Origin of the sequence: Variovorax sp. V213 (assembly GCF_041154455.1) — a bacterium.
In the GTDB taxonomy this organism is placed as follows: Bacteria; Pseudomonadota; Gammaproteobacteria; order Burkholderiales; family Burkholderiaceae_C; genus Variovorax.
In genome coordinates this window covers 2,069,672-2,094,190 of the sequence record NZ_AP028664.1, presented here as the reverse complement: position 1 = coordinate 2,094,190, position 24,519 = coordinate 2,069,672, and the positions used below count along the sequence as shown (strand labels likewise).

Sequence of the window (24,519 nt, the reverse complement as noted above, 5' to 3'; positions counted from 1 at the left end):
TTCAGAAATTCGGTGTGCGCTTGGCAAGAAAGGCGTCGATGCCTTCGCGGTGCTCGGCGGAGTCGGCGTAGTCGTAGGCGGTTGCGAGCAGGTTCTCTGTCGAATGCGCGCCGGCTTTCAGCATGGCGAAGGTACGCTTGTGCAGGCGCGCGGCCTGCGGCGCCAGGGCCGCGATGCGCGCGGCATGGGCCCGCGCAGCGGCAGCCACCTCATTGTCGGGCAGCACATGCAGCAGAAAACCCGCGTCGTACAGGCGCTGTGCGCCATGCACGCCGGCGGCCAGCAGCATGTCGCGCGCCAGCACGTCGCCAATCGCGCCATGGACCAGCGCCGCCTCTCGCGGCGCCATCGGAAAGCCGAGCTTCGCGATGGGCGCGCCGAATTTCGCAGAGGCTCCTGCAAGGCGGATGTCGCAGCAGCTCGCGATCTCGATGCCGGCGCCCATGCATGCGCCTTCGATCTGCGCGACCACGGGCAGCGGGCAATCGAGCATGGCCTGGAGTGCGCCCCAGACTTCGTTCTCGTGAAATTCGCGCAGGCTGGCTTCGTCGAAACGGAACGACGGGTACTCGGAGATGTCGCCGCCGGCGCAGAAGGCGCCGCCCTCGCCGCGAACCACGACGCAGCGCAGCTCGGTATCAACCGCCTGGCGGATCCCGTCGAACACCGCACGCAGCTCGCGCCACATGCCACGCGTCATGGCATTGAGGCGCCCCGCATTCGACAGGGTGACGAACGCAACGGCGCCCTCGCGGCGCAGTGAAACGTGGCGCTCGTCCATCACTCGAGCTTGGCGCCCGAGGCCTTCACCACCTTGGCCCAGCGCTTGATCTCGGAGTTGACGAAGCCGCCGTACGAAGCCATGGTGAGGTTCGGGATCTCGGAGCCGTTCTGGGCCCAGATGGCCTTGAGCTCGTCGCTCGCCAGCGCCTTCTTCATGTCGTCGACGATGCGCGCCTGCAGGTCGGCCGGCGTGCCCTTGGGGGCCCACAGGCCGTACCAGGTGGTGACGGTGTAGTCGGGCAGCCCCACTTCGGCGGCGCAGGGCACGTCGGGGAACGCCGGGTTGCGCTTGCTGCCCGCGACCATCAGCGCCTTGATGCGCCCGCCCTTGATGTGCTGGGCGGAAGAACCGAGACCGTCGAACATCAGATCGACGTTGCCGGCGATCAGGTCGGACAGCGCCGGGCCCGCGCCGCGGTACGGAATGTGCGTGATGAAAGTGTTGGTCTGCAGCTTGAACAGCTCGCCCGCCAGGTGGTGCGAAGTGCCCGCACCGGCCGAGCCGTAGTTGAGCTTGCCGGGGTTGCGCTTGGCGGCGGCAACGAATTCCTGCAAGGTGTTGGCCGTGACGCGGCGCGGGTTGACCACCACCACCTGCGGCACGTTGGCCAGCAGCATCAACGGCACGAAGTCCTTCTCGAGGTCGTAGTCGAGCTTGGGGTAGATCGACGGTGCGATGGCGTGGTGCACCGCGCCCATGAAGAGCGTGTAGCCGTCGGGCTGGGCCTTGGATGCGATGCTGGCCCCCACCGTGCCGCCGGCGCCGCCGCGGTTGTCGATGACCAGCGTCTGGCCGGCGACCTTGGCAAACTGGGCCGAGAGCGGGCGCGCGAAGGCGTCGGTGCCGCCGCCGGCCGGAAACGGCACGATCATGTTCACCGGCCGGGTCGGCCAGTTACCCCCCTGCGCACGCGCGCCGCCACCGCACAGAACGGCGGCACCGGCTGCGGCCAGGCGCAGCACGTCGCGTCGTTGAAAACTCTGAGTCATCTGTCATCTCCTGTCGTTGTGGATTTGCCGCGCCATGCGGCCGCCGGCACCTCGGGCGCCGGACTTTTTCTTTCAGAACTCAGCCCTTCTTGAAAAACAGGCTTTCGACATCTCCCGATACCGCGACCTTCCCCTCGGCCAGCCACGCGCGATGCTTGTCGAGCCGCTTCAGATCGTAGAGGTAATTCACCATGAGTCCGTAAGACTGCTTCTGCCCCTTGGCGGAGGGATCGCCGGCCCAGTTGAGCCGCTCCACGCGCGCGCCGTTGCCCAGGTGAAAGCGCGCCACCGGGTCGGCCGGCGTGCCATCGATCAGCGTATGGCCCAGGTATTCGGCGGCGGCCTGCAGCAGCCATTGGCGCAGCGGCGACTTGGCGTCGAGGGTGGCGGCGCCGTCCACCGCTGCCAGCAGGCGGTCGGCGGTGGGCGGCAGCGAGCCGACGAGGCGGCCAAGCTCGGCCTCGCGTTTTTCGTCGAGGCGCGGCAGCAGCTCCGCGGCGTTTTTCGCAAGCCAGGAACGAAAGCCGGGAATCGGCGACAGCGTGGCAAAGACCTTGAGCCGCGGCAGCTCGTCCTGCAGCGTCTCGACCACGCGCTTGATGAGCGAATCGCCGAAGCTCACGCCGCGCAGGCCGTTCTGGGTGTTGCTGATCGAATAGAAGATGGCCGTCGTGGCCTTGACCGGCAGGATCGGCACGGCGGACTCGTCGAGCAGCGGCGTGATGCCTTCGCTGATGCGGTCGACCAGCGCCACCTCGACGAAGATCAGCGGCTCGTTGGGCAGCCTCGGATGGAAGAATCCGTAGCAGCGGCGGTCGCTGTCGTCGAGCCGGTTCTTCACGTCGGTCCAGCTCTTGATGTCGTGCACGGCCTCGTAGCGGATCAGCTTCTCGATCAGCGAGGCCGGCGAATTCCAGTCGATCCGGCGGAGCTCGAGGAACGCAACGTCGAACCAGGTGGAAAACAAGTGTTCCAGTTCGGCGTCAAGCGCAATCAGCCTTCTGTCGGACTTCAGGAAAGGCAACAGTTCGGCGCGCAGGTCGACCAGGAAGCGCATGCCTTCGGGCTCGACCGCGAAGCGCTGCAGCAGGCGCATGCGGGGCGAGACCAGCGCGCGCCGCAGCCGCAGCTCGGCCTGGCCTTCGTCGGGCGTTCCGACAGCGGCCTGGTGCTGGTCGCGCGCGGACTTGAGCTTTTGCGGATCGGCGGCGAAATGCTCGCTCATCAGCGCCCAATAATCGCGCCGCTCCTCAGGCGTGGCGCTGGCATACGCAGTTGCAATGGCATGCGCGCGGCGGCCACCCTCGACCTCGCTCACGCGCGGATCGATCACGGCCTGCAAGGCGGCGAGCACGCGGCGCAGTGCGCGCGGCGACAAGGCTTCGTCGGCCTTGCGCAGGGTGGCCTGCATGCGCTCGGCGGTCGAGCGCAGGCTCGGCTTGGCGGCGGTCTTGGGCGCGCCTCGGCTGGCGCCCTCGGGTGCCACCGGCACCTTGTCGCCGGACTTCTCGCCAGAACGCAATCGCGCCTGGAACCATTCGGTCGCACTCATCCACAAACTCCAATGCTGAGAGGTGCGGGGAGGTCTTTCTTCATGTCGTTCATGACATCACCCTGGATTTCTGTTGCCGCGCCACCTCGCGCAGTGCTTCGCGCTGCCGCGTCAAGTGCGTGCGCATGGCGGCATCCGCGCCGTCGCTGTCGCGCGCCTTGAGCGCGGCGAACACCGCCAGGTGCTCCGACAGGCTCTGCTCAAGCCGGCCCGGCGCATGCAGTTGCTGGAGCCGCGCGAGCTTGAGGATCTTGCGCAGGTCGCCGATCACCTGCGCCAGCCATCTGTTGTCGGCCAGCTGGATGATCGCCTCGTGAATGAGGTGGTTGGTGGCGTAGTAGTCGTTGATGCGCTTGGACCTGGCATGGCGCACCAGTCGTTCATGCAGCGCATCGAGCTCGTGCAGCTCGGAATCGCTGGCGTTGCGCGCGGCCTCGTAGGCGCAACGGCCTTCGAGCAGCGCAATGACCGGAAATATCTCGTCGAGATCGCGCTCCGTCACCTCGCGCACGAAGCAGCCGCGCCGCGGTTCATGCCGCAGCAGGCCTTCGGCCGTGAGCACCTTGAGCGCCTCGCGCAAGGGGGTGCGGGAGATCGACAGCCTTTCGCAGAGCGCGGCCTCGTCCAGAAAGCTGCCCGGCGCCAGTGCGCCCGCGAAGATCTGCTCGCGCAGCGTGGCGGCCACTTCGTCGTGCAGGGAGTTGGGGACCAGGCGCATGAAGCTGTGAGGATGGGGGCGGTACGTAATTTCCTGTAATTACACGTAATTGTGAGCGCGCAATGAACGCCCCGCAAGCGCTGCACAAGGCTCCGCAGACCGGGCTTACCCTGAGCGAGGGATGCTCAGGCCGGTGCCGGCTGGCGGCGCTGCGCCGCCCAGATCCACAGGCCGATGCCGAAGATCACCATCGGCACGCTGAGCCACTGCCCCTGGCTCAGGTTGAGCGCGCGAAGGCCGAGAAAATCATCCGGCTCGCGGAAATACTCGGCAATGAAGCGCAGCGCGCCATAGCCGATCATGAACACCGCGGCCACCTGCCCTTGCTTGCGCTCCTTGCGAGCGTAGAGCCACATGATGACGAACAGGAGAAGCCCCTCGAGCAGGAACTGGTAGATCTGCGAGGGATGGCGCGGCAGCATCGAGCCGCTCTGCGGAAACACCATGCCCCACAGCAGATCGGGGCTGCTGAAGCGGCCCCAGAGCTCACCGTTGATGAAGTTGCCCACGCGGCCTGCCGCCAGGCCCGTCGGCACGCAGGGCGAGACGAAATCCATCACCTGCCAGAACGGCCGGGCACGCGAACGCGCGAACCAGAGCATCGCCCCGATCACGCCCAGCAGGCCGCCGTGAAAGCTCATGCCGCCCTGCCACACGTAAAGAATCTGGAGCGGATTCGCCAGATAGAACTCGGGCTTGTAGAACAGGCAGTAGCCGAGCCGGCCACCCACGATGACGCCCATCACGCCGAGAAAGAGAATGTCCTCGATGTCCTTGCGCTGCCACGCGCCCGCGCCGACCAGCGAGCGATACGGCTCGTGTCGCAGGCGGCGGGTGCCGAGAAAATAAAACAGCGCGAACGCGGCCAGGTAGGTCAGCCCATACCAGTGAATGGCAACGGGCCCGAGCTGCAGGGCGATGGGATTGATCTGCGGATACATGAGCATGGCGCAGATTGTGCCCCGGGCATGTGGCGCCCTTTCGAACCGCGCGCATGCGGCGTCCGCCAGGCCGGTTCAACCGCCCTGCTGCGTGCGCTCGCGTACGAACTCCACGAATCGCGCCAGCGCCGGATGCGTTGCGTGCGCGGGCCACACGAGGCTGGTTTCGCAGGCGGGCAGCGCCACGCGGCCGCGGCCTGCACCCTTGAACTCCTGAGCCTGCCGATAGAGCACGCCCGCGCGCCGAAACTGCATCACGCTGTGCGGCACCCAGGCCATGCCGATGCCACCCGAGACCAGATTGACGATGGTCTGCATCTGGATCGCCTCTTGCGCCACCTGCGGCGCGCGGCCGGCCGAGTGATAGAGGCCAAAGATGGCGTCGTGCAGCGACGGCACGATGCGGCGTGGAAAGATCACCAGCGGCTCGGCCAGCACCTCGGCCAGCGGCACGGGGGCTGCGCCCGCCAGCCGATGCTGCGCGGGCATGGCCAGCACCAGCGATTCCTGTTCCACCGGCAGCCGCGCAAGGCCGGGAGGCGCTGCGCCGGGCGAATGAAGCATGAGCCCGGCGTCGATGTCGCCGCGCGCAAAGGCTTCGAGCTGCACGTCGCCCGTGGCTTCGACCAGTTCTAGCGCCACCTCGGGGCACAGCACGCGGAACTCGCGCACCCAGGCCGGCAGTTTCTCGAAGCCGATGGTGGAAACGAAGGCGATGCGCACACGCCCCACCTGCCCGGCCGCCGCCGCACGCGCGCGCTCGGGAAGGGCCTGGGCCCGCGCCAACAGCTCGCGCACGTCGGGCAGCAGCGCCTCGCCGGCGGGCGTGAGCGCCACGCGCCTGCGCGTGCGGTCGAACAGCAGCACGCCCAATGTCTTTTCGAGCTGGGCAATGGCCTGCGTGACGGGCGGCTGCGTCATGTGCAGGCGTTCGGCGGCGCGGCCGAAATGCAGTTCCTCGGCCACGGCCACGAACTGGCGCCAGGCGCGCAGGTCGATCAAGCTTTCCTTCATATGCCGAGCATATCAATCCGCGCACAAAAATGGATTGGAATGAATCAATGAGAAGTCCGATACTTGGGCTTCCCCTCGATCTCCCCACGACACAAGAGACACCATGGACACCAAGCCAATCCAGATCAACCGCCGCAGTGCCAACATCGTCGAAGGCAAGAGCCGCGCGCCCAACCGCTCGATGTTCTACGCCATGGGCTACGAGGAAAGCGACTTCAAGAAGCCGATGGTCGGCGTCGCCAACGGCCACAGCACCATCACGCCCTGCAACTCGGGCCTGCAGAAGCTGGCCGACGCGGCCATCGCGGGCATCGAGGAAGCCGGCGGCAACGCGCAGGTGTTCGGCACACCCACCATCTCCGACGGCATGGCCATGGGCACCGAAGGCATGAAGTACTCGCTGGTGAGCCGCGAAGTCATTTCGGACTGCATCGAGACCTGCGTGGGCGGCCAGTGGATGGACGGCGTGCTGGTGGTCGGCGGCTGCGACAAGAACATGCCGGGCGGCCTCATGGGCATGCTGCGCGCCAATGTGCCGGCCATCTACGTCTACGGCGGCACCATCCTGCCGGGCCGCTACAAGGGGCAAGACCTCAACATCGTGAGCGTGTTCGAAGCCGTGGGCCAGAACGCCGCCGGCAACCTGAGCGACGAAGACCTGCACGAGATCGAGAAGCGCGCCATTCCCGGCACGGGCTCGTGCGGCGGCATGTACACGGCCAACACCATGTCCAGCGCGTTCGAAGCCCTGGGCATCTCGCTGCCCTACTCGTCGACCATGGCCAACCCGCACGACGAAAAAGCCAACTCGGCCAAGGAATCGGCCAAGGTGCTGATCGAGGCGATCAAGAAAGACCTGAAGCCGCGCGACATCGTGACCAAGAAGGCCATCGAGAACGCGGTGGCAGTGATCATGGCGACGGGCGGCTCCACCAACGCTGTGCTGCACTTCCTGGCCATTGCGCACGCGGCCGGGGTGGAATGGTCCATCGACGACTTCGAGCGCATGCGCAAGAAGGTGCCGGTGCTGTGCGACCTGAAACCCTCGGGCAAGTACCTCGCGGTCGACCTACACCAGGCCGGCGGCATTCCGCAAGTGATGAAGGTGCTGCTGAATGCGGGCCTGCTGCACGGCGACTGCATCACCATCACCGGCCAGACGATTGCCGAAGTGCTGAAGGACGTGCCCGACGTGCCGCGTGCCGACCAGGACGTGATCCGTCCGATCGACAAGCCCATGTACGACGAAGGCCACCTGGCCATCCTCAAGGGCAACCTGTCGCCCGAAGGCGCGGTCGCTAAGATCACCGGCCTGAAGAACCCCGTCATCACGGGCCCGGCGCGCGTGTTCGACGACGAGCAGTCGGCGCTCAAGGCCATCCTGGACGGCAAGATCAAGGCCGGCGACGTGATGGTACTGCGCTACCTGGGCCCCAAGGGCGGTCCGGGCATGCCGGAAATGCTGGCCCCCACGGGCGCGCTGATCGGCGCTGGCCTGGGCGAAAGCGTGGGCCTGATCACCGACGGCCGCTTCTCGGGCGGAACCTGGGGCATGGTGGTGGGCCACGTCGCGCCCGAGGCGGCGGCCGGCGGCACCATTGCGTTCGTGAACGAAGGCGACTCGATCACCATCGACGCGCACAAGCTGGTGCTCGAGCTCAACGTGCCCGAAGCCGAGCTCGCCAAGCGTCGCGAAGGCTGGAAGCCGCCGGCGCCGCGCTACACCCGCGGCGTGCAGGCCAAGTTCGCTTTCAACGCCTCGAGCGCAAGCTCGGGCGCGGTGCTCGACAAGTTCTGAGGTCCGCTCAGGCCATCATCCACGCGCCGTAGCCGAAGGCCAGGAAGCCTAGGCCCACGATCGCGAGGATGCTGCGGAATTCGAACTCCATCGACGGCGGCAGGCTCTGCACGATGAAGTGCAGCAATGCGCCGGCGCCGATGGTCATGAATCCCGCGCCGAGCGCCCTCCCCAGCCGCTCGTCCGGATAGAGAAAGCAGACGGCAAAGCCGGCCACGAAGACCAGGTTGGCCAGCACAGTGCCACGCGTGCGCCAGCGCTGCTGCGCGGGCGTGGCCATGCGCTCAACCGGCGCGCTGCCGCGGGGCCGGCCTTCCTTGATCGCCATGCCGGTGAAGAACAGGCCGAACATCGTCGGGAACAGCCCGAAGAGGCCGAATCCCCAGACAGCGCCCCACATGTTCTGGAAGTCCGCCACCAGGGCTCGCGCCGGGTCGGCCACGCTGTAGCGCACCTCGACCGGGTCGCCCCATTCCTTGTCGGACAGTCCGCCGCCGAGCCCCTTGACGCGGCGCTTCTGGCCGTCAGGCGCGATGTATTCGACGACGGGGGCGCGCGAAACCGTGGTGCGGCCGTTGCCGTCCTTGCTGCGCTCGTCGACGAACTCGACCAGGCTGCCCTGCACGCTCGCGGTGCCTGCGATCGACTGGTAGCGCTGCCAGCCGATCGTTGCGGCGGCATAGAAGCCCGCGCAACCGATCAGCAGCGCCCCGATCCCCACGCCCCAGAACAAGCCCTTGAGCCATCCCGCCAAGCCGCCGATGGCCGGCCCAACCAGCAGCGAGAGCCCGAAGACCAGCATCGCTTGCCGGGTTGCTTCTTCGTCCATGGCGGGTGGATAGGGCCGCCCGGTGTGTGCGTGCCGCTCAGCGCTTCGGGCGCTGGCCCTTGCTGCCCGGCAGGCCCATGTTGCTGCGCTGGCGGTCGATGCGCGCCTGCTTGCGCCGTTCTTCGCGCTCGATGACCTTGCGCTTGGTGTAGCCCGACGAATCGGCCCATGCCCACCATGCCACGGCCATGGCAAAAGGCGAGAGCACGACCCACCAGCTCCAGCCGGCAACCATGCCCACTTCCAGGTATTTCAGGCCCACGCCAAGCAGGCCCAGCAGCAGAAAAAGCATCGCGAATCCCTCGGGTTTTGTTCGAAACGCTTCCGGACGCCGGTGCACGGCGCTACCTACAATCGCGTTAGATCGAATGTAACCCAGCCATTACGAAAACATTCCCATGAAAAGACTCCTGTCATTCGCGGTTCTGGGCTTGGGCCTGGCGGCGCCAGCCTTTGCGGACCTGGCCCTGGCCACGTCGAAGAACTGCATGAGCTGCCATGCGGTCGACCGCAAGGTGCTCGGCCCTTCTTTCAAGGACGTGGCAGCCAAGTACAAGGGCAACGCCACCGCCGCGGACATGCTCGCGGCAAAGATCATCAAGGGTGGTTCGGGCGTATGGGGTCCGGTGCCGATGCCGGCCAATACCCAGGTGAGCGAAGCCGACGCCAAGAAGCTCGCGGCCTGGGTGCTGATGACGCGCTGATCCCAGGCATCCGCGCCCGGACCGGCATCATCGTCATCAGACCCGCGGATCGATGTCCGTGGGCAGCGGGCGGCGCTCGATGCGGTCTTCGAGCTGGCCGATGTGCGCGGCCACGGTGTTGTCGGACTGCTCCGAACGCTGGCGCACCACGCTCTCGACCTGTCCCAGCCGCGTCAGCAGCGCGGCATGCCGCTCGGCGTTCTGCGCCATGTGCTTGTTCTCCTGCGCTTCCAGGAAATTGCGCAGCTCGGTGAAGCGCGAGGCCTCGGCCTTGTCGGCAAGGTCGCGCTGCACTTGCATTTCCTTGTTGTGGCGCTTGGCATCGAGCAGCACGGCGCTGTGCAGGTACAGCACATAGACCAGGAAGAACACGCCGAGAGCGATCGTCAGCGCCAGCATCATCAAGCCGAGCGGTGCGGAAATCGTCATGAAGCCCAGCGAGACCGGCACGGGCGCCGACAGCGTTCCCCAGTTGAGCGCGGCAAGGGCCGCGATCAACAGCAGAATGACGAACAGGAAAGCAGATCTCACGCCCATGGGGGGCCTCCTTCGGAAAGTCGAACACAGCGGAACCCGCCATGCGCGCCAGGCGCACAGCGGCTGCGCTGGTTTTACCTCAGGCCGAGAGCCGCAATAGCCCCTGCTTTCCAGTTACGGCCATGTCCTACAGAGCCAATCAATTGGTCTGTGACAACTGCTCCAGGATGGCCGGATTTTCCAGCGTGGAAGTGTCCTGCGTGATCGCCTCGCCCTTGGCGATGCTGCGCAGGAGCCGGCGCATGATCTTGCCGCTGCGCGTCTTGGGCAGGTTGTCCCCGAAGCGGATGTCCTTGGGCTTGGCGATCGGCCCGATCTCCTTGGCCACCCAGTTGCGCAGCTCGTTGGCGATCTGCCTGGCCTCCTCCCCCGTCGGGCGCGCGCGCTTGAGCACCACGAAGGCGCACACCGCCTCGCCCGTCACGTCGTCGGGCCGGCCCACCACGGCCGCCTCGGCCACCAGGTCGGTCTTGGACACCAGCGCCGATTCGATCTCCATCGTGCCCAGGCGGTGGCCCGACACGTTCAGCACGTCGTCGATGCGCCCCGTGATGCGGAAGTAGCCGCGGTCTTCGCTGCGCACCGCGCCGTCCCCGGCCAGGTAGATGGTGCCGCCCATCTCCTCGGGGAAGTAGCTCTTCCTGAAGCGCTCGGGGTCGTTCCAGATGGTGCGGATCATCGAGGGCCAGGGCCGCTTGATGACCAGCATGCCGCCCGCGCCGTGGGGCAGGTCCTTGCCGGTCTCGTCCACGATGGCGGCCATGATGCCCGGCAGCGGCAAGGTGCACGAGCCGGGCACCAGCGGCGTGGCCCCGGGCAGCGGCGTGATCACGTGGCCGCCGGTTTCGGTCTGCCAGAAGGTGTCGACGATCGGACATTTCTCGTGGCCGATGTTCCGGTGGTACCACATCCACGCCTCGGGGTTGATGGGCTCGCCCACCGAACCGAGGATGCGCAGGCTGGACAGGTCCCAGTTCTTGGGGTGCACCTTCTCGTCGCCCTCGGCCGCCTTGATGAGCGAGCGGATGGCCGTGGGGGCGGTGTAGAACACCGACACCTTGTGCTTCTCGATCATCTGCCAGAAGCGCCCGGCATGCGGGAAGGTGGGGATGCCTTCGAACACCACCTGGGTGGCGCCGGCGGCGAGCGGGCCGTAGGCCACGTAGGTGTGGCCGGTGATCCAGCCGATGTCGGCGGTGCACCAGAACACGTCTTCGGGCCGGATGTCGAAGGTCCAGTCCATGGTGAGCCGGGCCCACAGCAGGTAGCCGCCGGTGGCGTGCTGCACGCCCTTGGGCTTGCCGGTGGAGCCGGAGGTGTAGAGGATGAAGAGCGGGTGCTCGGCGTTCACCGGCACGGGAGCGCATTCGGTGCTCTGCCCTGCCAGTGCTTCGGCGAAGCTCTTGTCGCGGCCTTCGATGCGGCTCCAGGCGGTGGCGGTGCGCTCATACACGAACACGGTCCGGATCGACTCGCAGCCGCCCAGCGCTATGCCGTCGTCCACGATGGCCTTGAGCGGCAGTTCCTTGCCGCCGCGCAGCTGGTAGTTGGCGGTGATGACGGCCACGGCGCCGGCGTCGATGATGCGCTCTTGCAGCGCCTTGGCCGAGAAGCCGCCGAACACGACGCTGTGGGTGGCGCCGATGCGCGCGCACGCCTGCATGGCGACGACGCCTTCCACGGTCATGGGCATGTAGATGATGACGCGGTCGCCCTTGTGGATGCCGGCGGCCTTGAGCGCGTTGGCGAACTGGCTCACGCGGGCGAGCAGTTCCTTGTAGGTGACCTGGGTGACGGTGCCGTCGTCGGCCTCGAAGACGATGGCGGTCTTGTGCTCGACGGGGGTGCCGATGTGCTTGTCGAGGCAATTCGCGCTGGCGTTGAGCTCGCCGTCGCCGAACCATTCGTAGAACGGCGCCTTGGATTCGTCCAGGGTCCGGGTGAAGGGCTTGGTCCATTGCAGGTTGTCCTTCGCCAGGCGGCTCCAGAAGCCCTCGAAGTCCTGCTCGGCTTCCCGGCACAGGGCCTCGTAGGCGGCCATGCCGGAGATGCGCGCGCCAGAGCTGGCGCGGGCGTCGGGCGGGAACACGCGGTTCTCGACGAGGACGGATTCGATATTCTTGGATACGCTGCTGCTCATTTTCTTGTCTCCTGGGTAGGTGCGGCCGTAATGTCGGCGGGCCCACTTACGGGTCACTGACGGGTCCGATCCGGGTCCGATATTAGTTCGCAGGGTTATCACGAGTCGGACACGGGGGCACCTCTAGAATCGCCGGTCGCTCCCAACCACCCCTCCAATGTCCGCTCCCGAATCTTTCGACCTCCCCCGCACGCCCGTTCCCGCCACCGGCTCGCCGCTCCGGCCGCTGCCCAAGCTGATCTTTGCGAGCCGCTGGCTGCAGCTGCCGCTGTACCTGGGCCTGATCGTGGCGCAGGCGGTATATGTGGTGCACTTCCTGGTCGAGCTGCTGCACCTGGTCGAGGCCGCCTTCGGCAGCAAGGAAGCGCTGCAGTCGCTGATCACGAGCATCGGCTACAAGACCACCGTGCCGGTCAGCACGCTCAACGAGACGGTGATCATGCTGGTGGTGCTGGCGCTGATCGACGTGGTGATGATCTCGAACCTGCTGATCATGGTGATCGTGGGCGGCTACGAGACCTTCGTGAGCCGCATGGACCTCGAAGGCCATCGCGACCAGCCCGAATGGCTGAGCCATGTGAACGCCTCGGTGCTCAAGGTCAAGCTGGCCACCGCGATCATCGGCATCAGCTCGATCCACCTGCTGAAGACCTTCATCAACGCAGACAACTACACCGACCGCGTGCTGATTGCGCAGACGGTGATCCACATCACCTTCCTGCTGTCGGCCATCGCCATCGCCTACACCGACAAGCTGATGACTGCGAACGCATCCAAGGTCGGCGTTCCCCACTGAAGGAACAGGCCCGCGCGCGTCCTACCCGGCGCGCGGCGCGTCCCATTCGGGCACATCGGTGAATCGCTCGGCCAGAAAGTCGAGCATCGTGCGCAGCGCGGCCGGCATGTGCTTGCGCGAGGCATACACCGCGTACATGCCCACCACCTGCGGTTCGCAATCAGGGAAGAGCGGCACCAGTTCGCCGGCTTTCACAAGGCCGGCCGTCAGGTAGGTCGGCAGCATCGCAACGCCCGCCCCCGCCCGCGCCAACTGCATCAGGCTCGCGGCATCGTTGGTCGACAGGTTGCCGCCCACGGCCACGGACACCGGCTCCCCATTGTCCTTGCGCGTGAAATTCCACAGGCTGCGCCCGAAGTAGGAATGCGTGAGGCAATTGCGTTGGGCCAGTTCCTCCACGCGCGAGGGCTTGCCGTGTTCCTTCAGGTAGCCGGGTGACGCGCAAACCACCGACCGGCAGTCGGTGAGCCGCCGCGCGATCAGGTTGGGATCGATCTCCACTGCCACTCGAATGGCGAGATCGATGCGCTCGTCCACCAGGTTCACCGCGCGGTCCAGCAGCACCAGGTCGACCGCCACCCCGGGATACAACCGCACGTAATCGGCCACGGCGCCGGCCAGTTGCGCCTGCGCGAAGGACGTGCTGGCCGTGATGCGCAATTGGCCCCGCGGCGCCTCGGCCGGGTGCCGCACGGCGGCCTGCATGTCGCCCGCGAGTTCGAGCACCTGGCGGCAGCGTGGCAGCAGTTCTTCGCCCGCCGCAGTGAGGCTCAGCCGTCGCGTCGTGCGGTGCAGCAGGCGTGCGCCGGTCCATTGCTCGAGTTCGGCCACGTAGCGCGTGACCACCGGCCGAGAAAGATCGAGCTTGTCGGCCGCGGCCGAAAGGCTGCCCGAGTCGACCACCGTGACGAACACGCGCATTGCATTCAATCGGTCCATTCGAACGATTTTAGGAATAAACAAGCGCGAAATTCGAGGTATTTCTTTCGAAAGCAGAAACCTAAGATGCGTTTCATCGCATCAACTTTTCAGGAGCATTCATGAGCCACATCGCCATCATTGGCGCCACCGGACGCGCCGGTGGCCGCCTTCTCGAAGAGGCCCTCCGCCGCGGCCACACCGTGACGGCCATTGCACGCAAGGCCAGCGAAAAGCTGTCGGGCCGCGCCGATGTGAAGGCCATCGACGTCGACGTGCTCGACGCGCCCGCGCTCGAAAAGGCATTGGCTGGCCATGACGCCGTGTTCAGCGCCGCGCACTTCTCCACCGTGCCGCCCGAGGCCATCATCGAGCCGGCCAAGCGCGCGGGCGTGAAGCGCCTGCTGGTGGTCGGCGGCGCCGGCAGCCTTTTCGCGGCGCCCGGCCTGAAGGTGATCGACACGCCGAATTTCCCCGAGGCATACAAGGCCGAGGCTTCAGCGGGCGCTGCGTTCCTGGAGGTGCTGCAGGGCGAGAAGGAACTCGACTGGACCTTCCTCTCGCCTTCCGCCGAGTTCGTCGAAGGCGAACGCACGGGCAAGTTCCGCCTCGGAAAGGACGACCTGCTCGTGAGCGCCGAAGGCCGCAGCTGGATCAGCTTCGAGGACTATGCGATCGCGTTCATCGACGAGCTCGAAAAGGCCGCGCACTCGCGCCAGCGCTACACCATCGGCTACTGAAAACAAAAAAGGACCCTCGGGTCCTTTTTTCATGGGGCGGCCCGAATCAACGGCCCGTCATGTTCTCCGGCACCACCCACTGGTCGAACTGCTCGGCCGTCAGGTGCCCCGAAGCGATCGCGGCTTCGCGCAGGCTCGTGCCTTCCTTGTGCGCCTTCTTCGCGATGTAGGCCGACTTGTCGTAGCCGATGTGCGTGTTGAGCGCGGTCACCAGCATCAGCGAGCGCTGCACCAGCTCGGTGATGCGCTCGCGGTTCGGCTCGATGCCCACGGCGCAGTGGTCGTTGAAGCTCACCATGCCGTCGGCCAGCAGGCGCACGCTCTGCAGGAAGTTGTGCGCCACCATCGGACGGAACACGTTCAGTTCGAAGTTGCCCGAGGCGCCGCCGATGTTGATGGCCACGTCGTTGCCGAACACCTGCGCGGCCAGCATCGTGACGGCTTCGCTCTGGGTCGGGTTGACCTTGCCCGGCATGATCGACGAGCCCGGTTCGTTCTCGGGAATGCTGAGTTCGCCGATGCCGCTGCGCGGGCCGCTCGCGAGCCAGCGCACGTCGTTGGCGATCTTGGTCATGCTGGCCGCGAGCGTCTTGAGCGCGCCGTGGGCATGCACCAGCGCATCGACGCTGGCCATGGCTTCGAACTTGTTGGGCGCGGTCACGAAAGGCAGGCCCGTGAGCTTGGCCAACTCGGCCGCCACCTGCTCCGCGTAGCCCTTGGGCGCATTGAGCCCGGTGCCGACGGCCGTGCCACCCAGCGCCAGCTCGCACAGGTGCGGCAGCGCCGCGCGCACATGCGCCTCGCCGTGCGCCAGCTGCGCCACGTAGCCCGAGAACTCCTGGCCCAGCGTGAGGGGCGTGGCGTCCTGCAGGTGGGTGCGGCCGATCTTCACGATGTCGGAAAAGTCCTCCGACTTTTTCTCAAGCGTGCCGCGCAGCTTGGCAATGGCGGGCAGCAGCTTGTGCGTGATGGCTTCGACGGCCGCCACGTGCATGGCGGTGGGGAACACGTCGTTGCTCGACTGGCTGCGGTTCACATCGTCGTTCGGGTGCACGAGGCGCCCTTCCCCGCGCTCGCCGCCGAGCAGTTCGCTGGCGCGGTTGGCCAGCACCTCGTTGACGTTCATGTTGGTCTGCGTGCCCGAGCCGGTCTGCCAGACCACCAGCGGGAACTCGCCCGGGTGCTTGCCCGCGATGACTTCGTCGGCCGCGGCCACGATCGCCTTTGTCTTCTTCTCGTCCTGCAGGCCCAGCGCATGGTTGACCACCGCCGAGGCGCGCTTGACCTGCGCCAGCGCCTTGATGATCTCGCGCGGCTGCTGCTCGCCGGAGATGTCGAAGTTCTGCAGCGAGCGCTGCGTTTGCGCACCCCACAGCTTGTCGGCCGGCACGTCGATCGGTCCAAAGGTATCGCGCTCGGCACGGGTCTTGGGGGAAGTCGTCATGATGAAAAAAGCTCCGCAGTCTTGGATGGTTGCGCCCGCTCACCGGGCGCGGTGCCGAGTATGGCCTTGATAAGAATGGCTCGCATTTGCCTAGGCTTTTTTCGCCCCGGACACCCGGCCCACGATACGCCGCGGGCTTGACTCACGTAATGTCAAAAAGTTATAATTACGGTCTTCAGACGACCAACAAGTCATGTTGGTTGCGCTTGCGCTACTCGCGGATCACCGAATCCCGTCGCGGTGCAAGGCTCTTCCCGCCGGGCCCTGCCCGGCAAACCGGCCGGATCTTTCCGGCCCCATTGCCACGTCACGCTCATCCAGGCGGCGCCCCTCGACCAGGCCCGCCGCCCTGCGAATGAAGCATCCGGCGGGCACTGGCTTCGTCGCCATGTCGTCTTCAGTGCCTGTCGGCAGCCTTCGAGGCTCGCCGGGCCATTGCACGCGCTTTCTTCACGCGCTCTGTTCGGGCAGCCCCATCGGCTGATGGCGTGGCCGTTGCCGTCCTCCGGGGCGGCGCTGTGTCCAACCATCACACAAGGAGCCCGGCGTATGGCCAAAGGAATTCTCATCGACCATGTTTTCAAGGTGTTCGGCGACTCGCCCGAACAGGCGCTCGAATTGGTCCGGCAAGGTTTTTCGAAGAAGGAAATCCTCGCGCAGACGGGCCAGTCGATCGGGGTGTTCGATGCCACCTTCGAAATCCAGGCCGGCGAGGTCTTCGTCATCATGGGTCTCTCGGGGTCGGGAAAATCGACGCTGGTGCGCCTCTTGAACCGGCTGATCGAGCCGACCGCGGGCCGCATCGTGATCGACGGCGCGGACATCAACGAGCACTCGGATGCGAAGCTGCGCGCGCTGCGCCGCAAGGACATCAGCATGGTGTTCCAGTCGTTCGCGCTGATGCCGCACATGACGGTACGCGAGAACACCGCCTTCGGCCTCGAGCTGTCGGGCACCAGCAGGAAGGAACGCCTCGCGCAGGCCGACAAGGCGCTCGCGCAGGTGGGTCTTGCGGGCTGGGGCGACAGCTATCCCGACGAGCTCTCGGGCGGCATGCAGCAGCGCGTGGGCCTGGCGCGCGCGCTGGCTTCCGATCCGTCGATCCTGCTGATGGACGAGGCCTTCTCGGCCCTCGACCCGATCATCCGCACCGAGATGCAGTCCGAGCTGTTGCGGCTGCAGAAGGAGCAGCGCCGCACCATCGTCTTCATCTCGCACGACCTCGACGAGGCCATGCGCATCGGCGACCGCATCGCGATCATGAAGGACGGCCAGGTGATCCAGGTCGGCACGCCCGACGAGATCTTGCGCAGCCCCGCCGACGAGTATGTGCGCAGCTTCGTGCGCGGCGTGGACGCGGCGGCTGTGTTCAAGGCGGCGGACATCGCGCGCAAATCGCTCACGGTGGTCTGCGAGCACCCCGAGCGCGGTGCGCATGCGGCACTCAAGGTCCTGGAAGACCAGGACCGCGACTTCGCCTACGTGACGAGCCCGACCAAGCGCTACCTGGGTACCGTGTCGGCCGACACGCTGCGCTCGGCGCTCGACGGGCATTCGGGCCCGCTGGGGCTGCGCCACGCGTTCCTGAACGACCTGGGCGTGATCGAGGCCGACGCGCCCGTGGCCGGCCTGATCGGCCAGGTGGGCCAGGCGCCGTGTGCCGTGCCCGTGGTGGCCGGCGACGGCCGCTTCTGCGGTGCGATCAGCAAGACGACGCTGCTGAAGTTTCTCGACCGCGACACGCCGCCGATCGACCCGGCACACCAGCCCCAACCTGTTTCTGCTGCGGCCGCCGTGGCCGTTGTCTGACCGACCTCGAAGGACCCATTGATGAACGACACCGCACTGCCCTCCGAACTCGCGCCCCTGAACGACGCCTCCACCGCCACGGCCCCGCAGGCAGCGGCGCCGGCCGATCCCTGGGCCGCCCTGTCCGCCGCCCCCGACGCCTCCGCGACCAGCGCCTGGCTCGACGCCCCCATCGACACGGCTCGCCAGCTGGCCGGATCGCCCGACGCCGCCACCGGCGGCCTCCAATTGCACCGCCTCTGGGACGGCTCCCTGCCCGTCGAATCCTGGATCAACCAGGGCCTCGGCTGGGTGGTCGAGCACTTCCGCCCCTTCTTCCAGACCGTGCGCCTGCCCATCGACAGCACGCTGAACTGGGTGCAGGGCCTGCTGACCGGCCTGCCGACGCTGGCCATGATCGCCCTCATCGGCCTGTTCGCCTGGCAGTTCGCGGGCCGCGCGCTCGCCATCGGCACCACGGCGGCGCTGCTGCTCGTGGCCATGCTGGGCATCTGGCCCGAAGCCATGGTGACGCTGTCGCTGGTGCTGACCTCGCTCGTTTTCTGCATGGTGATCGGCCTGCCGCTCGGCGTGCTGCTGGCCAGCAGCGACCGCGCCCAGCGCCTCACGCGCCCGGTGCTCGACGCGATGCAGACCACGCCCGCCTTCGTCTACCTGGTGCCGGTGGTGATGCTGTTCGGCATCGGCAACGTGCCGGGCGTGATCGTGACCATCATCTTTGCGCTGGCGCCGCTGGTGCGCCTGACCAACCTGGGCCTGCGCCAGGTGCGGCCCGACCTGATCGAGGCCGCGCGCGCCTACGGCGCCTCGCCCTGGCAGATGCTGGTGAAGGTGCAACTGCCGCTGGCCATGCCGTCGATCATGGCGGGCATCAACCAGGCGCTGATGCTGTCGCTCTCTATGGTGGTGATCGCCTCGATGATCGCGGTCGGCGGCCTGGGCCAGATGGTGCTGCGCGGCATCGGCCGGCTCGACATGGGCCTGGCGACCGTCGGCGGCCTGGGCATCGTGCTGCTGGCGATCTCGCTCGACCGCCTCACGCAGGCCATGGGCCAGTCGCGCCGCAGCGCCGGGCGCCGCTGGTGGCACACCGGGCCGGCCGGCTTTGCGCTGCATCTGCTGCAGCGCCTCGTGAGCACGCCGCCGCACCATGCGAGCGAGCCTGTACCTGCCCTGTCCACGCAAGCGCGCTGAGCTCCCACGAAGGAATCCAAGCATGAAGAAAACCCGTCTCCACCACATCGCCCGCGGCCTCCTGGCGCTCGGCTTCGTCGCTTTCGGCATGGCTGCGCAGGCCGCCAACGACCTGCCCGGCCAAGGCGTCACCGTGCAGCCGCTCAAGAGCTCGCTCGCCGAAGAGGCGTTCCAGACGCTGCTCGTGATGCGCGCGCTCGAAAAGCTCGGCTACACCGCCCTGCCGATGAAAGACCTCGAACCCGCCACCGAGCACCTGGCCATCGCCAACGGCGACGCCACTTTCATGGCCAACCACTGGAGCCTGCTGCACGCCGACTTCTACAAGAACAGCGGCGGCGACGCCAAGCTGTGGCGCAAGGGCGTGTACTCGGACGGCGCGGTGCAGGGCTACCTCATCGACCGCAAGACGGCCGAGCAGCACAACATCACCAACATCGCGCAGCTGAAGGACCCGGCCATCGCGAAGCTGTTCGACGCCGACGACGACGGCAAGGCCGACCTGACGGGCTGCAACCCCGGCTGGGGCTGCGAACTGGCGATCGAGAACCACCTGACGGCCTACCAGCTGCGCGACACCGTCACGCACAAGCAGGGCAGCTACGCCGCGCTGATGGCCGACACCATCGCCCGCTTCAAGCAGGACAAGCCGGTGCTGTACTACACCTGGACGCCCTACTGGGTCAGCGCCGTGCTGCGGCCGGGCGCGGACGTGGTGTGGCTTCAAGTGCCGTTCTCGTCCTCCCAGGGCGGGAACGCGGACACGCAGCTTCCGAATGGCAAGAACTACGGCTTCCAGGCCAACCAGGAGCAGATCGTCGCCAACAGGGCCTTCGTCGAGAAGAATCCCGCGGCCGGCAAGCTGTTCGAGGTGATGAAACTGCCGATCGGCGACATCAACGCCCAGAACCTGCGCATGAGCCAGGGCGCCAACACGCAGCAAGACCTGGAGCGCCACACCGACGGCTGGATCCGGGTGCACCGGCCGCTGTTCGACGGCTGGATCGAGGAAGCCCGGGCCGCCGCAAGGTAGCGCGACGGGGCCGGGCGCGGCGGCTGAGATAATCGGGGGGCGTTTCCACACTCCAAAAAGCACCCCCCACCATGACGACCACGATCCAGCAGGCCGACCTGATCGAATCGATCAGCGCCGCACTGCAGTACATCAGCTACTACCATCCCGCCGACTACATCGCCCACCTGGCCCGCGCCTACGAGCGCGAGCAGAGCCCCGCCGCCAAGGACGCCATTGCGCAGATCCTGACCAACAGCAAGATGAGCGCCACGGGCCACCGCCCGATCTGCCAGGACACCGGCATCGTCAACGTGTTCCTCAAGGTGGGCATGGACGTGCGCTGGGGCGGTTTCACCGGTTCGCTGGACGACGCCATCAACGAAGGCGTGCGTCGCGGCTACAACCACCCCGACAACACGCTGCGCGCCTCGGTCGTGGCCGACCCGCAGTTCGACCGCAAGAACACCAAGGACAACACGCCCGCGGTGATCTTCACCGAGATCGTTCCGGGCAACACCGTCGAAGTGACCGTGGCGGCCAAGGGCGGCGGCAGCGAGAACAAGAGCAAGCTCGTGATGCTGAACCCCGGCGACAGCGTGGTCGACTGGGTGCTCAAGACCGTGCCGACCATGGGCGCGGGCTGGTGCCCGCCGGGCATGCTGGGCATCGGCATCGGCGGCACCGCCGAGAAGGCCGCGCTGATGGCCAAGGAAAGCCTGATGGACGACCTCGACATGCACGCGCTGCAGGCCAAGAAGGCCTCGGGCGCCGAACTGAGCAAGGTCGAGGCGCTGCGCATCGAGCTGTACGAGAAGGTCAATGCGCTGGGCATCGGCGCGCAGGGCCTGGGCGGCCTGGCCACCGTGCTCGACATCAAGATCAAGATGTACCCCACCCACGCGGCCAGCAAGCCGGTGGCGATGATCCCCAATTGCGCGGCCACCCGCCATGCGCATTTCGTGATGGACGGCAGCGGCGCGGTCTACCTCGACCCGCCGTCGCTCGACCTGTGGCCCGACGTGAACTGGGCGCCCGACGAAAAGAAGAGCAAGCGCGTCGACCTGGACAAGCTCACGCCCGCCGAAGTGGCGAGCTGGAAGCCCGGCGACACCCTGCTGCTCAACGGCAAGATGCTGACCGGCCGCGACGCCGCGCACAAGCGCATCCAGGGCATGCTGGCCAAGGGCGAAAAGCTGCCGGTGGACTTCACCAACCGCGTCATCTACTACGTCGGCCCGGTCGACCCGGTGGGCGATGAGGCCGTGGGCCCCGCCGGCCCGACCACGGCCACGCGCATGGACGGCTTCACCGAGATGATGCTGGCAGAAACCGGCCTGATCGCGATGATCGGCAAGGCCGAGCGCGGCCCGGTCGCCATCGAGGCCATCAAGAAGCACAAGAGCGCCTACCTCATGGCCGTGGGCGGCGCCGCCTACCTCGTGAGCAAGGCCATCAAGACCGCCAAGGTGGTGGGCTTCGAGGACCTGGGCATGGAAGCCATCTACGAATTCGACGTGGTCGACATGCCCGTGACGGTGGCGGTCGATGCCGGCGGCACCAGCGCGCATATCACCGGCCCGGCCGAGTGGCAAAAGCGCATTGCGAGCGGCGAGTTCAAGACCATCATGATGGAAGAAGCTTGAGCCTTATTGGTGTCTTCGACAGCGGCGTCGGCGGGCTCAGCGTGCTCGCCGCGCTGCGCGCCGAGCTGCCGCACGAGCGCTTCGTCTATTTCGCAGACACCGCTTTCGCGCCGTATGGCGAGCGCGGCGATGCCTATGTGATCGAACGCTCGCGCAAGGTGGCCGATCAGCTGGTCGGCGAGCACGGCATCAAGGCATTGGTGGTGGCCTGCAACACGGCCACCACGGCGGCGATCCACCTGCTGCGTGCCGAGCATCCGGCATTGCCGATCGTGGGCCTGGAGCCAGCGCTCAAGCCCGCCGTGGCGACGAGCCGCACCGGCCACATCTCGGTGATGGCGACGCGCGGAACGCTGGCCAGCGCCAAGTACGCGGCGCTGCGCGACTCTTTCGCAGGGTCTGCGAATGTTCGCGCAGTGCCATGCGATGGCCTCGTGAAGGCCATCGAAGGCTTCGACGCCGCGGCCATCACGGCGCTCTGCGCCCGCTACATGGCCGAGGCCGGCCCTTTTGGCGACTCACCCGGTGAAGTCGACACCGTCGTGCTCGGCTGCACGCACTACCCGCTCGTGAAGAGCGAACTGCAGCGCCATGCGCCAACCGTGCTGCGCTTCATCGACACCGGCGCGCCAGTCGCGCTGCAGACCCGGCGCGTGCTGGCGTCGCTCGGCCGCCTGGCGGACAGCGGCGAAGGCGGCCTGCTGCTGCAAGGCAGCGGCGATCTGGCCGCGCTCGAAGCCGCAGCCGCGCACTGGCTGCAACGGCGGCCGCAAGCCGCGACGGCAGCTGCCGCAACCGCCACCTGAACCCCGACCCGCATGCGTCCCTTTTTGCGTCACGGCTTGCTCCTGCTGTGCCTTTCGGCCACGGGCCTCGGCCATGCCGCCTGCGAGAGCGGCCTGGCCGAACGCATGCACGCCAAGCTGCATCCGAACCGCACGCTCGACGAGCGCCTGGCCGCCTGCAAGCCATGGCCGGCCTTCCCGGGGCGCAGCATCGTGGTGCTGCCCGTGCCGCGCGAGACCAGCAGCACGGGCGCCAAGGTCTTCGATCTCGAGCTGCTGCTGATCCAGCGGCCCGACAACGGCAACACCGAACGCGACACGGTGATCGGTCGCATCTTCCAGCCCGAGGCGCTCGACGAAGACAGCGCGACCGCGATCCAGGACATCCGGATCGACACCGCGCGCTATGTGCTGTCGGCCGACACGCGCGCCTTCGGGCTGCGCGTGCGCTACCGGGGGACGGCACCGGGCAGTTCGGTCGCGAGCGAAACCATCCGCCTCTACGTGCACCACGGCAGCAAGCTTCGGCAGGTGCTGCAGGAGGTCGAGCTCGATCACGACAGCGGCGGATGGGACAGCACCTGCACCGGCCGCTTCGAGAAACTGCGCACCATGCTTTCGGTCGGCAAGTCGGCGAGCAACGGCTACGCCGACCTTCAACTCGCGCGCACGCTGGTCCAGAGCCACGCGCAGGTGCAGGAAGACCAGGGCTGCGCCGAGAAGTCCCTGCCCGCGCGGTTCAACACCGTGACGCTGCGCTACGACGGCGAGCGCTACCGGGTGCCCAAATCCCTGCAGCAGCAGATACCCTGAGCCACAGGCCCTATCGGCTGCCTACCTACTGTGCAAAGCGGCTTCGCGGCCGCGCGCCATGTCGATGGGCAGCAACAGCAGCAGCCCAGCCACGAAGAGTGCCGCGGTCGAGAGAATGGCGATGCGCTGGTTGCCCCCCGCGGCCCACGTGATGGCGCCGAACATCAGCGGACCGATGATGCTTGCCAGGCGCGTGGCGAAGGTCCAGAGCCCGAAGAATTCGGCCAGCTGCCGCGGCGGCGCAAGGTAGCCGGTCATGGCGCGGCCGGCCGACTGGCTCGAGCCCATGGCAAGCCCCGCAATGGCGGCGGCCCACCAGAAGGTGCCCTTGGTGGTCGCCAGGGCGGCAATCACGCAGACCGCGATCCACGCCACCAGCGTGCCGGCCAGCGAGACCTTGTGGCCGATGCGGTCCTGCACATAGCCGAAAGCAAAGGCGCCGACCGCGGCGGCGATATTGAGCACGAAGATCAGCACCATGGTCTCGCTCGCCACGAAGCCGATGACCTGTTCGGCATAGATGGCCGCAAGCGTGATGGCCACCGCCACGCCGCCCTGGTAGCACACGGTGCAGACCAGCAGCCACATGAAGTCGCGATAGGCGCGCGCCTCGCGGAACGTGGCGCGCAACTGCTGCCAGGCGCTCGGCGCACCGCGGGTCGTTCGGGGCCGTGCGCGCTCGGGCAGCAGCGCAAAAGTGGCGCAAGCCGCCGTGCCGTAGATGGCGGCCGTGATCAGCATCGTGACCGGCACGAAGTGCGATGCCGGCAGCCCTTTCGCCTGCGAGGACAGCACGTAGGCCAGGCACGATCCGAGCGCGAGCATGCCGCCGATATAGCCGAAGGCCCAACCCCATCCGCTGACCTTGCCCATGCCCTCAGCCGTTGCGAGCTCGGGCAGGAAGGCGCCGGTCAGCGACTCGCCGTACGAATAGAAGGTGTTGGAGACGATCACCAGCCCCATGGCCACCGCAACGCCCGCGGCGCCCGAGAACCTGGGCGTCAGCGCAAGCGCGGCCGTGGCAAGCACGCAGCCCGCCGTTGCGATGACGAGCACGCGCTTCTTGGCCGCGCGGCGGTCGGCCCAGGCCCCGATGGCGGGCATGGAGAGCATCACGATGGCATAGGAGACGCTGAGCGCCGCGGTCCAGGCAAAGGCGGCCCAGGGCGCCCCCTTGGCGATGCCGCCCACGAAGTAAGCGGCGAACACGGCCGTGATGACGACCGTGGTGTAGCCCGAATTGGCAAAGTCGTACATCGCCCAGCCGAACACCTCGCGCTTGCGCACGCCGGCGTTCAGGGCGGAAGACGGAAACAGCGCCATGCGGCGGTGAATCGCGGCGCCGGGGAAGCTGCG

The 24,519-nt window shown here is 67.1% G+C and carries 23 protein-coding genes; 10 read left to right on the top strand and 13 right to left on the bottom strand.

What is annotated here, in order from left to right; translation table 11 throughout:
- Position 1 precedes the first annotated feature (1 nt).
- From ACAM55_RS09950 to ACAM55_RS09925, 6 genes are all read right to left on the bottom strand, one after another.
- Entirely contained in the window at positions 2–781 is a 780-nt protein-coding gene (locus ACAM55_RS09950) for an enoyl-CoA hydratase/isomerase family protein (protein WP_369655854.1), read from the bottom strand.
- A complete protein-coding gene (locus tag ACAM55_RS09945; protein ID WP_369655853.1) occupies positions 781–1,773 on the bottom strand; it encodes a Bug family tripartite tricarboxylate transporter substrate binding protein in 993 nt (330 codons plus the stop codon). Before ACAM55_RS09945 ends, ACAM55_RS09950 begins: the two co-directional genes overlap by 1 nt.
- 79 nt (positions 1,774–1,852) lie before the next feature.
- Complete coding sequence (locus ACAM55_RS09940; protein ID WP_369655852.1) at positions 1,853–3,325, bottom strand: malonyl-CoA decarboxylase; 1,473 nt, start codon at positions 3,323–3,325, stop codon at positions 1,853–1,855.
- A 49-nt stretch (positions 3,326–3,374) separates the two neighbouring features.
- A complete protein-coding gene (locus ACAM55_RS09935; RefSeq protein WP_369655851.1) occupies positions 3,375–4,043 on the bottom strand; it encodes a GntR family transcriptional regulator in 669 nt (222 codons plus the stop codon).
- 125 nt (positions 4,044–4,168) lie between these two features.
- Positions 4,169–4,990, bottom strand: a complete 822-nt coding sequence (gene lgt, locus ACAM55_RS09930) for a prolipoprotein diacylglyceryl transferase (protein WP_369655850.1) — start codon at positions 4,988–4,990, stop codon at positions 4,169–4,171.
- Between the two features lie 69 nt (positions 4,991–5,059).
- Positions 5,060–5,998 carry a LysR family transcriptional regulator gene (locus ACAM55_RS09925; protein ID WP_369655849.1) on the bottom strand — a complete coding sequence of 313 codons (939 nt, stop codon included), beginning with the start codon at positions 5,996–5,998 and terminating at the stop codon, positions 5,060–5,062.
- A gap of 103 nt (positions 5,999–6,101) precedes the next feature.
- On the opposite strand from ACAM55_RS09925, the gene ilvD reads away from it, so the two are divergent.
- The gene (gene ilvD / locus ACAM55_RS09920; RefSeq protein ID WP_369655848.1) at positions 6,102–7,796 is read left to right on the top strand and encodes a dihydroxy-acid dehydratase; all 1,695 of its coding nucleotides are present in this window, start codon (positions 6,102–6,104) and stop codon (positions 7,794–7,796) included.
- A gap of 7 nt (positions 7,797–7,803) precedes the next feature.
- Here ilvD and ACAM55_RS09915 read toward each other — a convergent pair whose 3' ends face one another.
- Both ACAM55_RS09915 and ACAM55_RS09910 read right to left on the bottom strand, forming a co-directional pair.
- A complete protein-coding gene (locus ACAM55_RS09915) occupies positions 7,804–8,625 on the bottom strand; it encodes a DUF3592 domain-containing protein (protein ID WP_369655847.1) in 822 nt (273 codons plus the stop codon).
- Between the two features lie 37 nt (positions 8,626–8,662).
- Positions 8,663–8,917 (bottom strand): TIGR04438 family Trp-rich protein, encoded by a 255-nt coding sequence (locus tag ACAM55_RS09910; protein ID WP_369655846.1) that lies wholly within the window; start codon positions 8,915–8,917, stop codon positions 8,663–8,665.
- Between the two features lie 106 nt (positions 8,918–9,023).
- Here ACAM55_RS09910 and ACAM55_RS09905 point away from each other — a divergent pair, with 106 nt between their 5' ends.
- A complete protein-coding gene (locus ACAM55_RS09905) occupies positions 9,024–9,329 on the top strand; it encodes a c-type cytochrome (protein WP_369655845.1) in 306 nt (101 codons plus the stop codon).
- Positions 9,330–9,365: 36 nt separating this feature from the next.
- Here ACAM55_RS09905 and ACAM55_RS09900 read toward each other — a convergent pair whose 3' ends face one another.
- Complete coding sequence (locus ACAM55_RS09900) at positions 9,366–9,866, bottom strand: LapA family protein (RefSeq protein WP_369655844.1); 501 nt, start codon at positions 9,864–9,866, stop codon at positions 9,366–9,368.
- A gap of 139 nt (positions 9,867–10,005) precedes the next feature.
- Positions 10,006–12,006: an acetate--CoA ligase gene (gene acs / locus ACAM55_RS09895; protein WP_369655843.1), complete on the bottom strand. Its 2,001-nt coding sequence runs from the start codon at positions 12,004–12,006 to the stop codon at positions 10,006–10,008.
- 157 nt (positions 12,007–12,163) lie between these two features.
- Here acs and ACAM55_RS09890 point away from each other — a divergent pair, with 157 nt between their 5' ends.
- Complete coding sequence (locus tag ACAM55_RS09890; protein WP_369655842.1) at positions 12,164–12,802, top strand: YqhA family protein; 639 nt, start codon at positions 12,164–12,166, stop codon at positions 12,800–12,802.
- A gap of 21 nt (positions 12,803–12,823) precedes the next feature.
- On the opposite strand, the gene ACAM55_RS09885 is transcribed toward ACAM55_RS09890, so the two are convergent.
- The gene (locus tag ACAM55_RS09885; RefSeq protein ID WP_369655841.1) at positions 12,824–13,741 is read right to left on the bottom strand and encodes a LysR family transcriptional regulator; all 918 of its coding nucleotides are present in this window, start codon (positions 13,739–13,741) and stop codon (positions 12,824–12,826) included.
- A 101-nt stretch (positions 13,742–13,842) separates the two neighbouring features.
- Here ACAM55_RS09885 and ACAM55_RS09880 point away from each other — a divergent pair, with 101 nt between their 5' ends.
- Positions 13,843–14,460 (top strand): NAD(P)-dependent oxidoreductase, encoded by a 618-nt coding sequence (locus tag ACAM55_RS09880; RefSeq protein WP_369655840.1) that lies wholly within the window; start codon positions 13,843–13,845, stop codon positions 14,458–14,460.
- Between the two features lie 46 nt (positions 14,461–14,506).
- Here ACAM55_RS09880 and fumC read toward each other — a convergent pair whose 3' ends face one another.
- Positions 14,507–15,904, bottom strand: coding sequence for a class II fumarate hydratase (gene fumC, locus ACAM55_RS09875; RefSeq protein WP_369655839.1), 1,398 nt, complete (start codon positions 15,902–15,904; stop codon positions 14,507–14,509).
- A 549-nt stretch (positions 15,905–16,453) separates the two neighbouring features.
- Between fumC and proV the strand changes: the two genes are divergently transcribed.
- From proV to ACAM55_RS09845, 6 genes are all read left to right on the top strand, one after another.
- Positions 16,454–17,713 (top strand): glycine betaine/L-proline ABC transporter ATP-binding protein ProV, encoded by a 1,260-nt coding sequence (gene proV / locus ACAM55_RS09870; RefSeq protein ID WP_369655838.1) that lies wholly within the window; start codon positions 16,454–16,456, stop codon positions 17,711–17,713.
- A 21-nt stretch (positions 17,714–17,734) separates the two neighbouring features.
- Positions 17,735–18,907 (top strand): glycine betaine/L-proline ABC transporter permease ProW, encoded by a 1,173-nt coding sequence (gene proW, locus ACAM55_RS09865; protein WP_369655837.1) that lies wholly within the window; start codon positions 17,735–17,737, stop codon positions 18,905–18,907.
- Between the two features lie 22 nt (positions 18,908–18,929).
- On the top strand, positions 18,930–19,940 hold the full coding sequence (gene proX, locus ACAM55_RS09860) for a glycine betaine/L-proline ABC transporter substrate-binding protein ProX (RefSeq protein ID WP_369655836.1): 1,011 nt from the start codon (positions 18,930–18,932) through the stop codon (positions 19,938–19,940).
- Positions 19,941–20,011: 71 nt separating this feature from the next.
- Positions 20,012–21,565, top strand: a complete 1,554-nt coding sequence (locus ACAM55_RS09855; RefSeq protein WP_369655835.1) for a fumarate hydratase — start codon at positions 20,012–20,014, stop codon at positions 21,563–21,565.
- Entirely contained in the window at positions 21,562–22,371 is an 810-nt protein-coding gene (gene murI, locus ACAM55_RS09850; RefSeq protein WP_369655834.1) for a glutamate racemase, read from the top strand. The genes ACAM55_RS09855 and murI overlap by 4 nt, the downstream gene beginning before the upstream one ends.
- Before the next feature lie 12 nt (positions 22,372–22,383).
- A complete protein-coding gene (locus ACAM55_RS09845; protein WP_369655833.1) occupies positions 22,384–23,163 on the top strand; it encodes a hypothetical protein in 780 nt (259 codons plus the stop codon).
- Positions 23,164–23,184: 21 nt separating this feature from the next.
- Here the strand turns inward: ACAM55_RS09845 and ACAM55_RS09840 are convergent, their stop codons facing one another.
- On the bottom strand, positions 23,185–24,486 hold the full coding sequence (locus tag ACAM55_RS09840; RefSeq protein ID WP_369656367.1) for an MFS transporter: 1,302 nt from the start codon (positions 24,484–24,486) through the stop codon (positions 23,185–23,187).
- Positions 24,487–24,519: the final 33 nt, after the last annotated feature.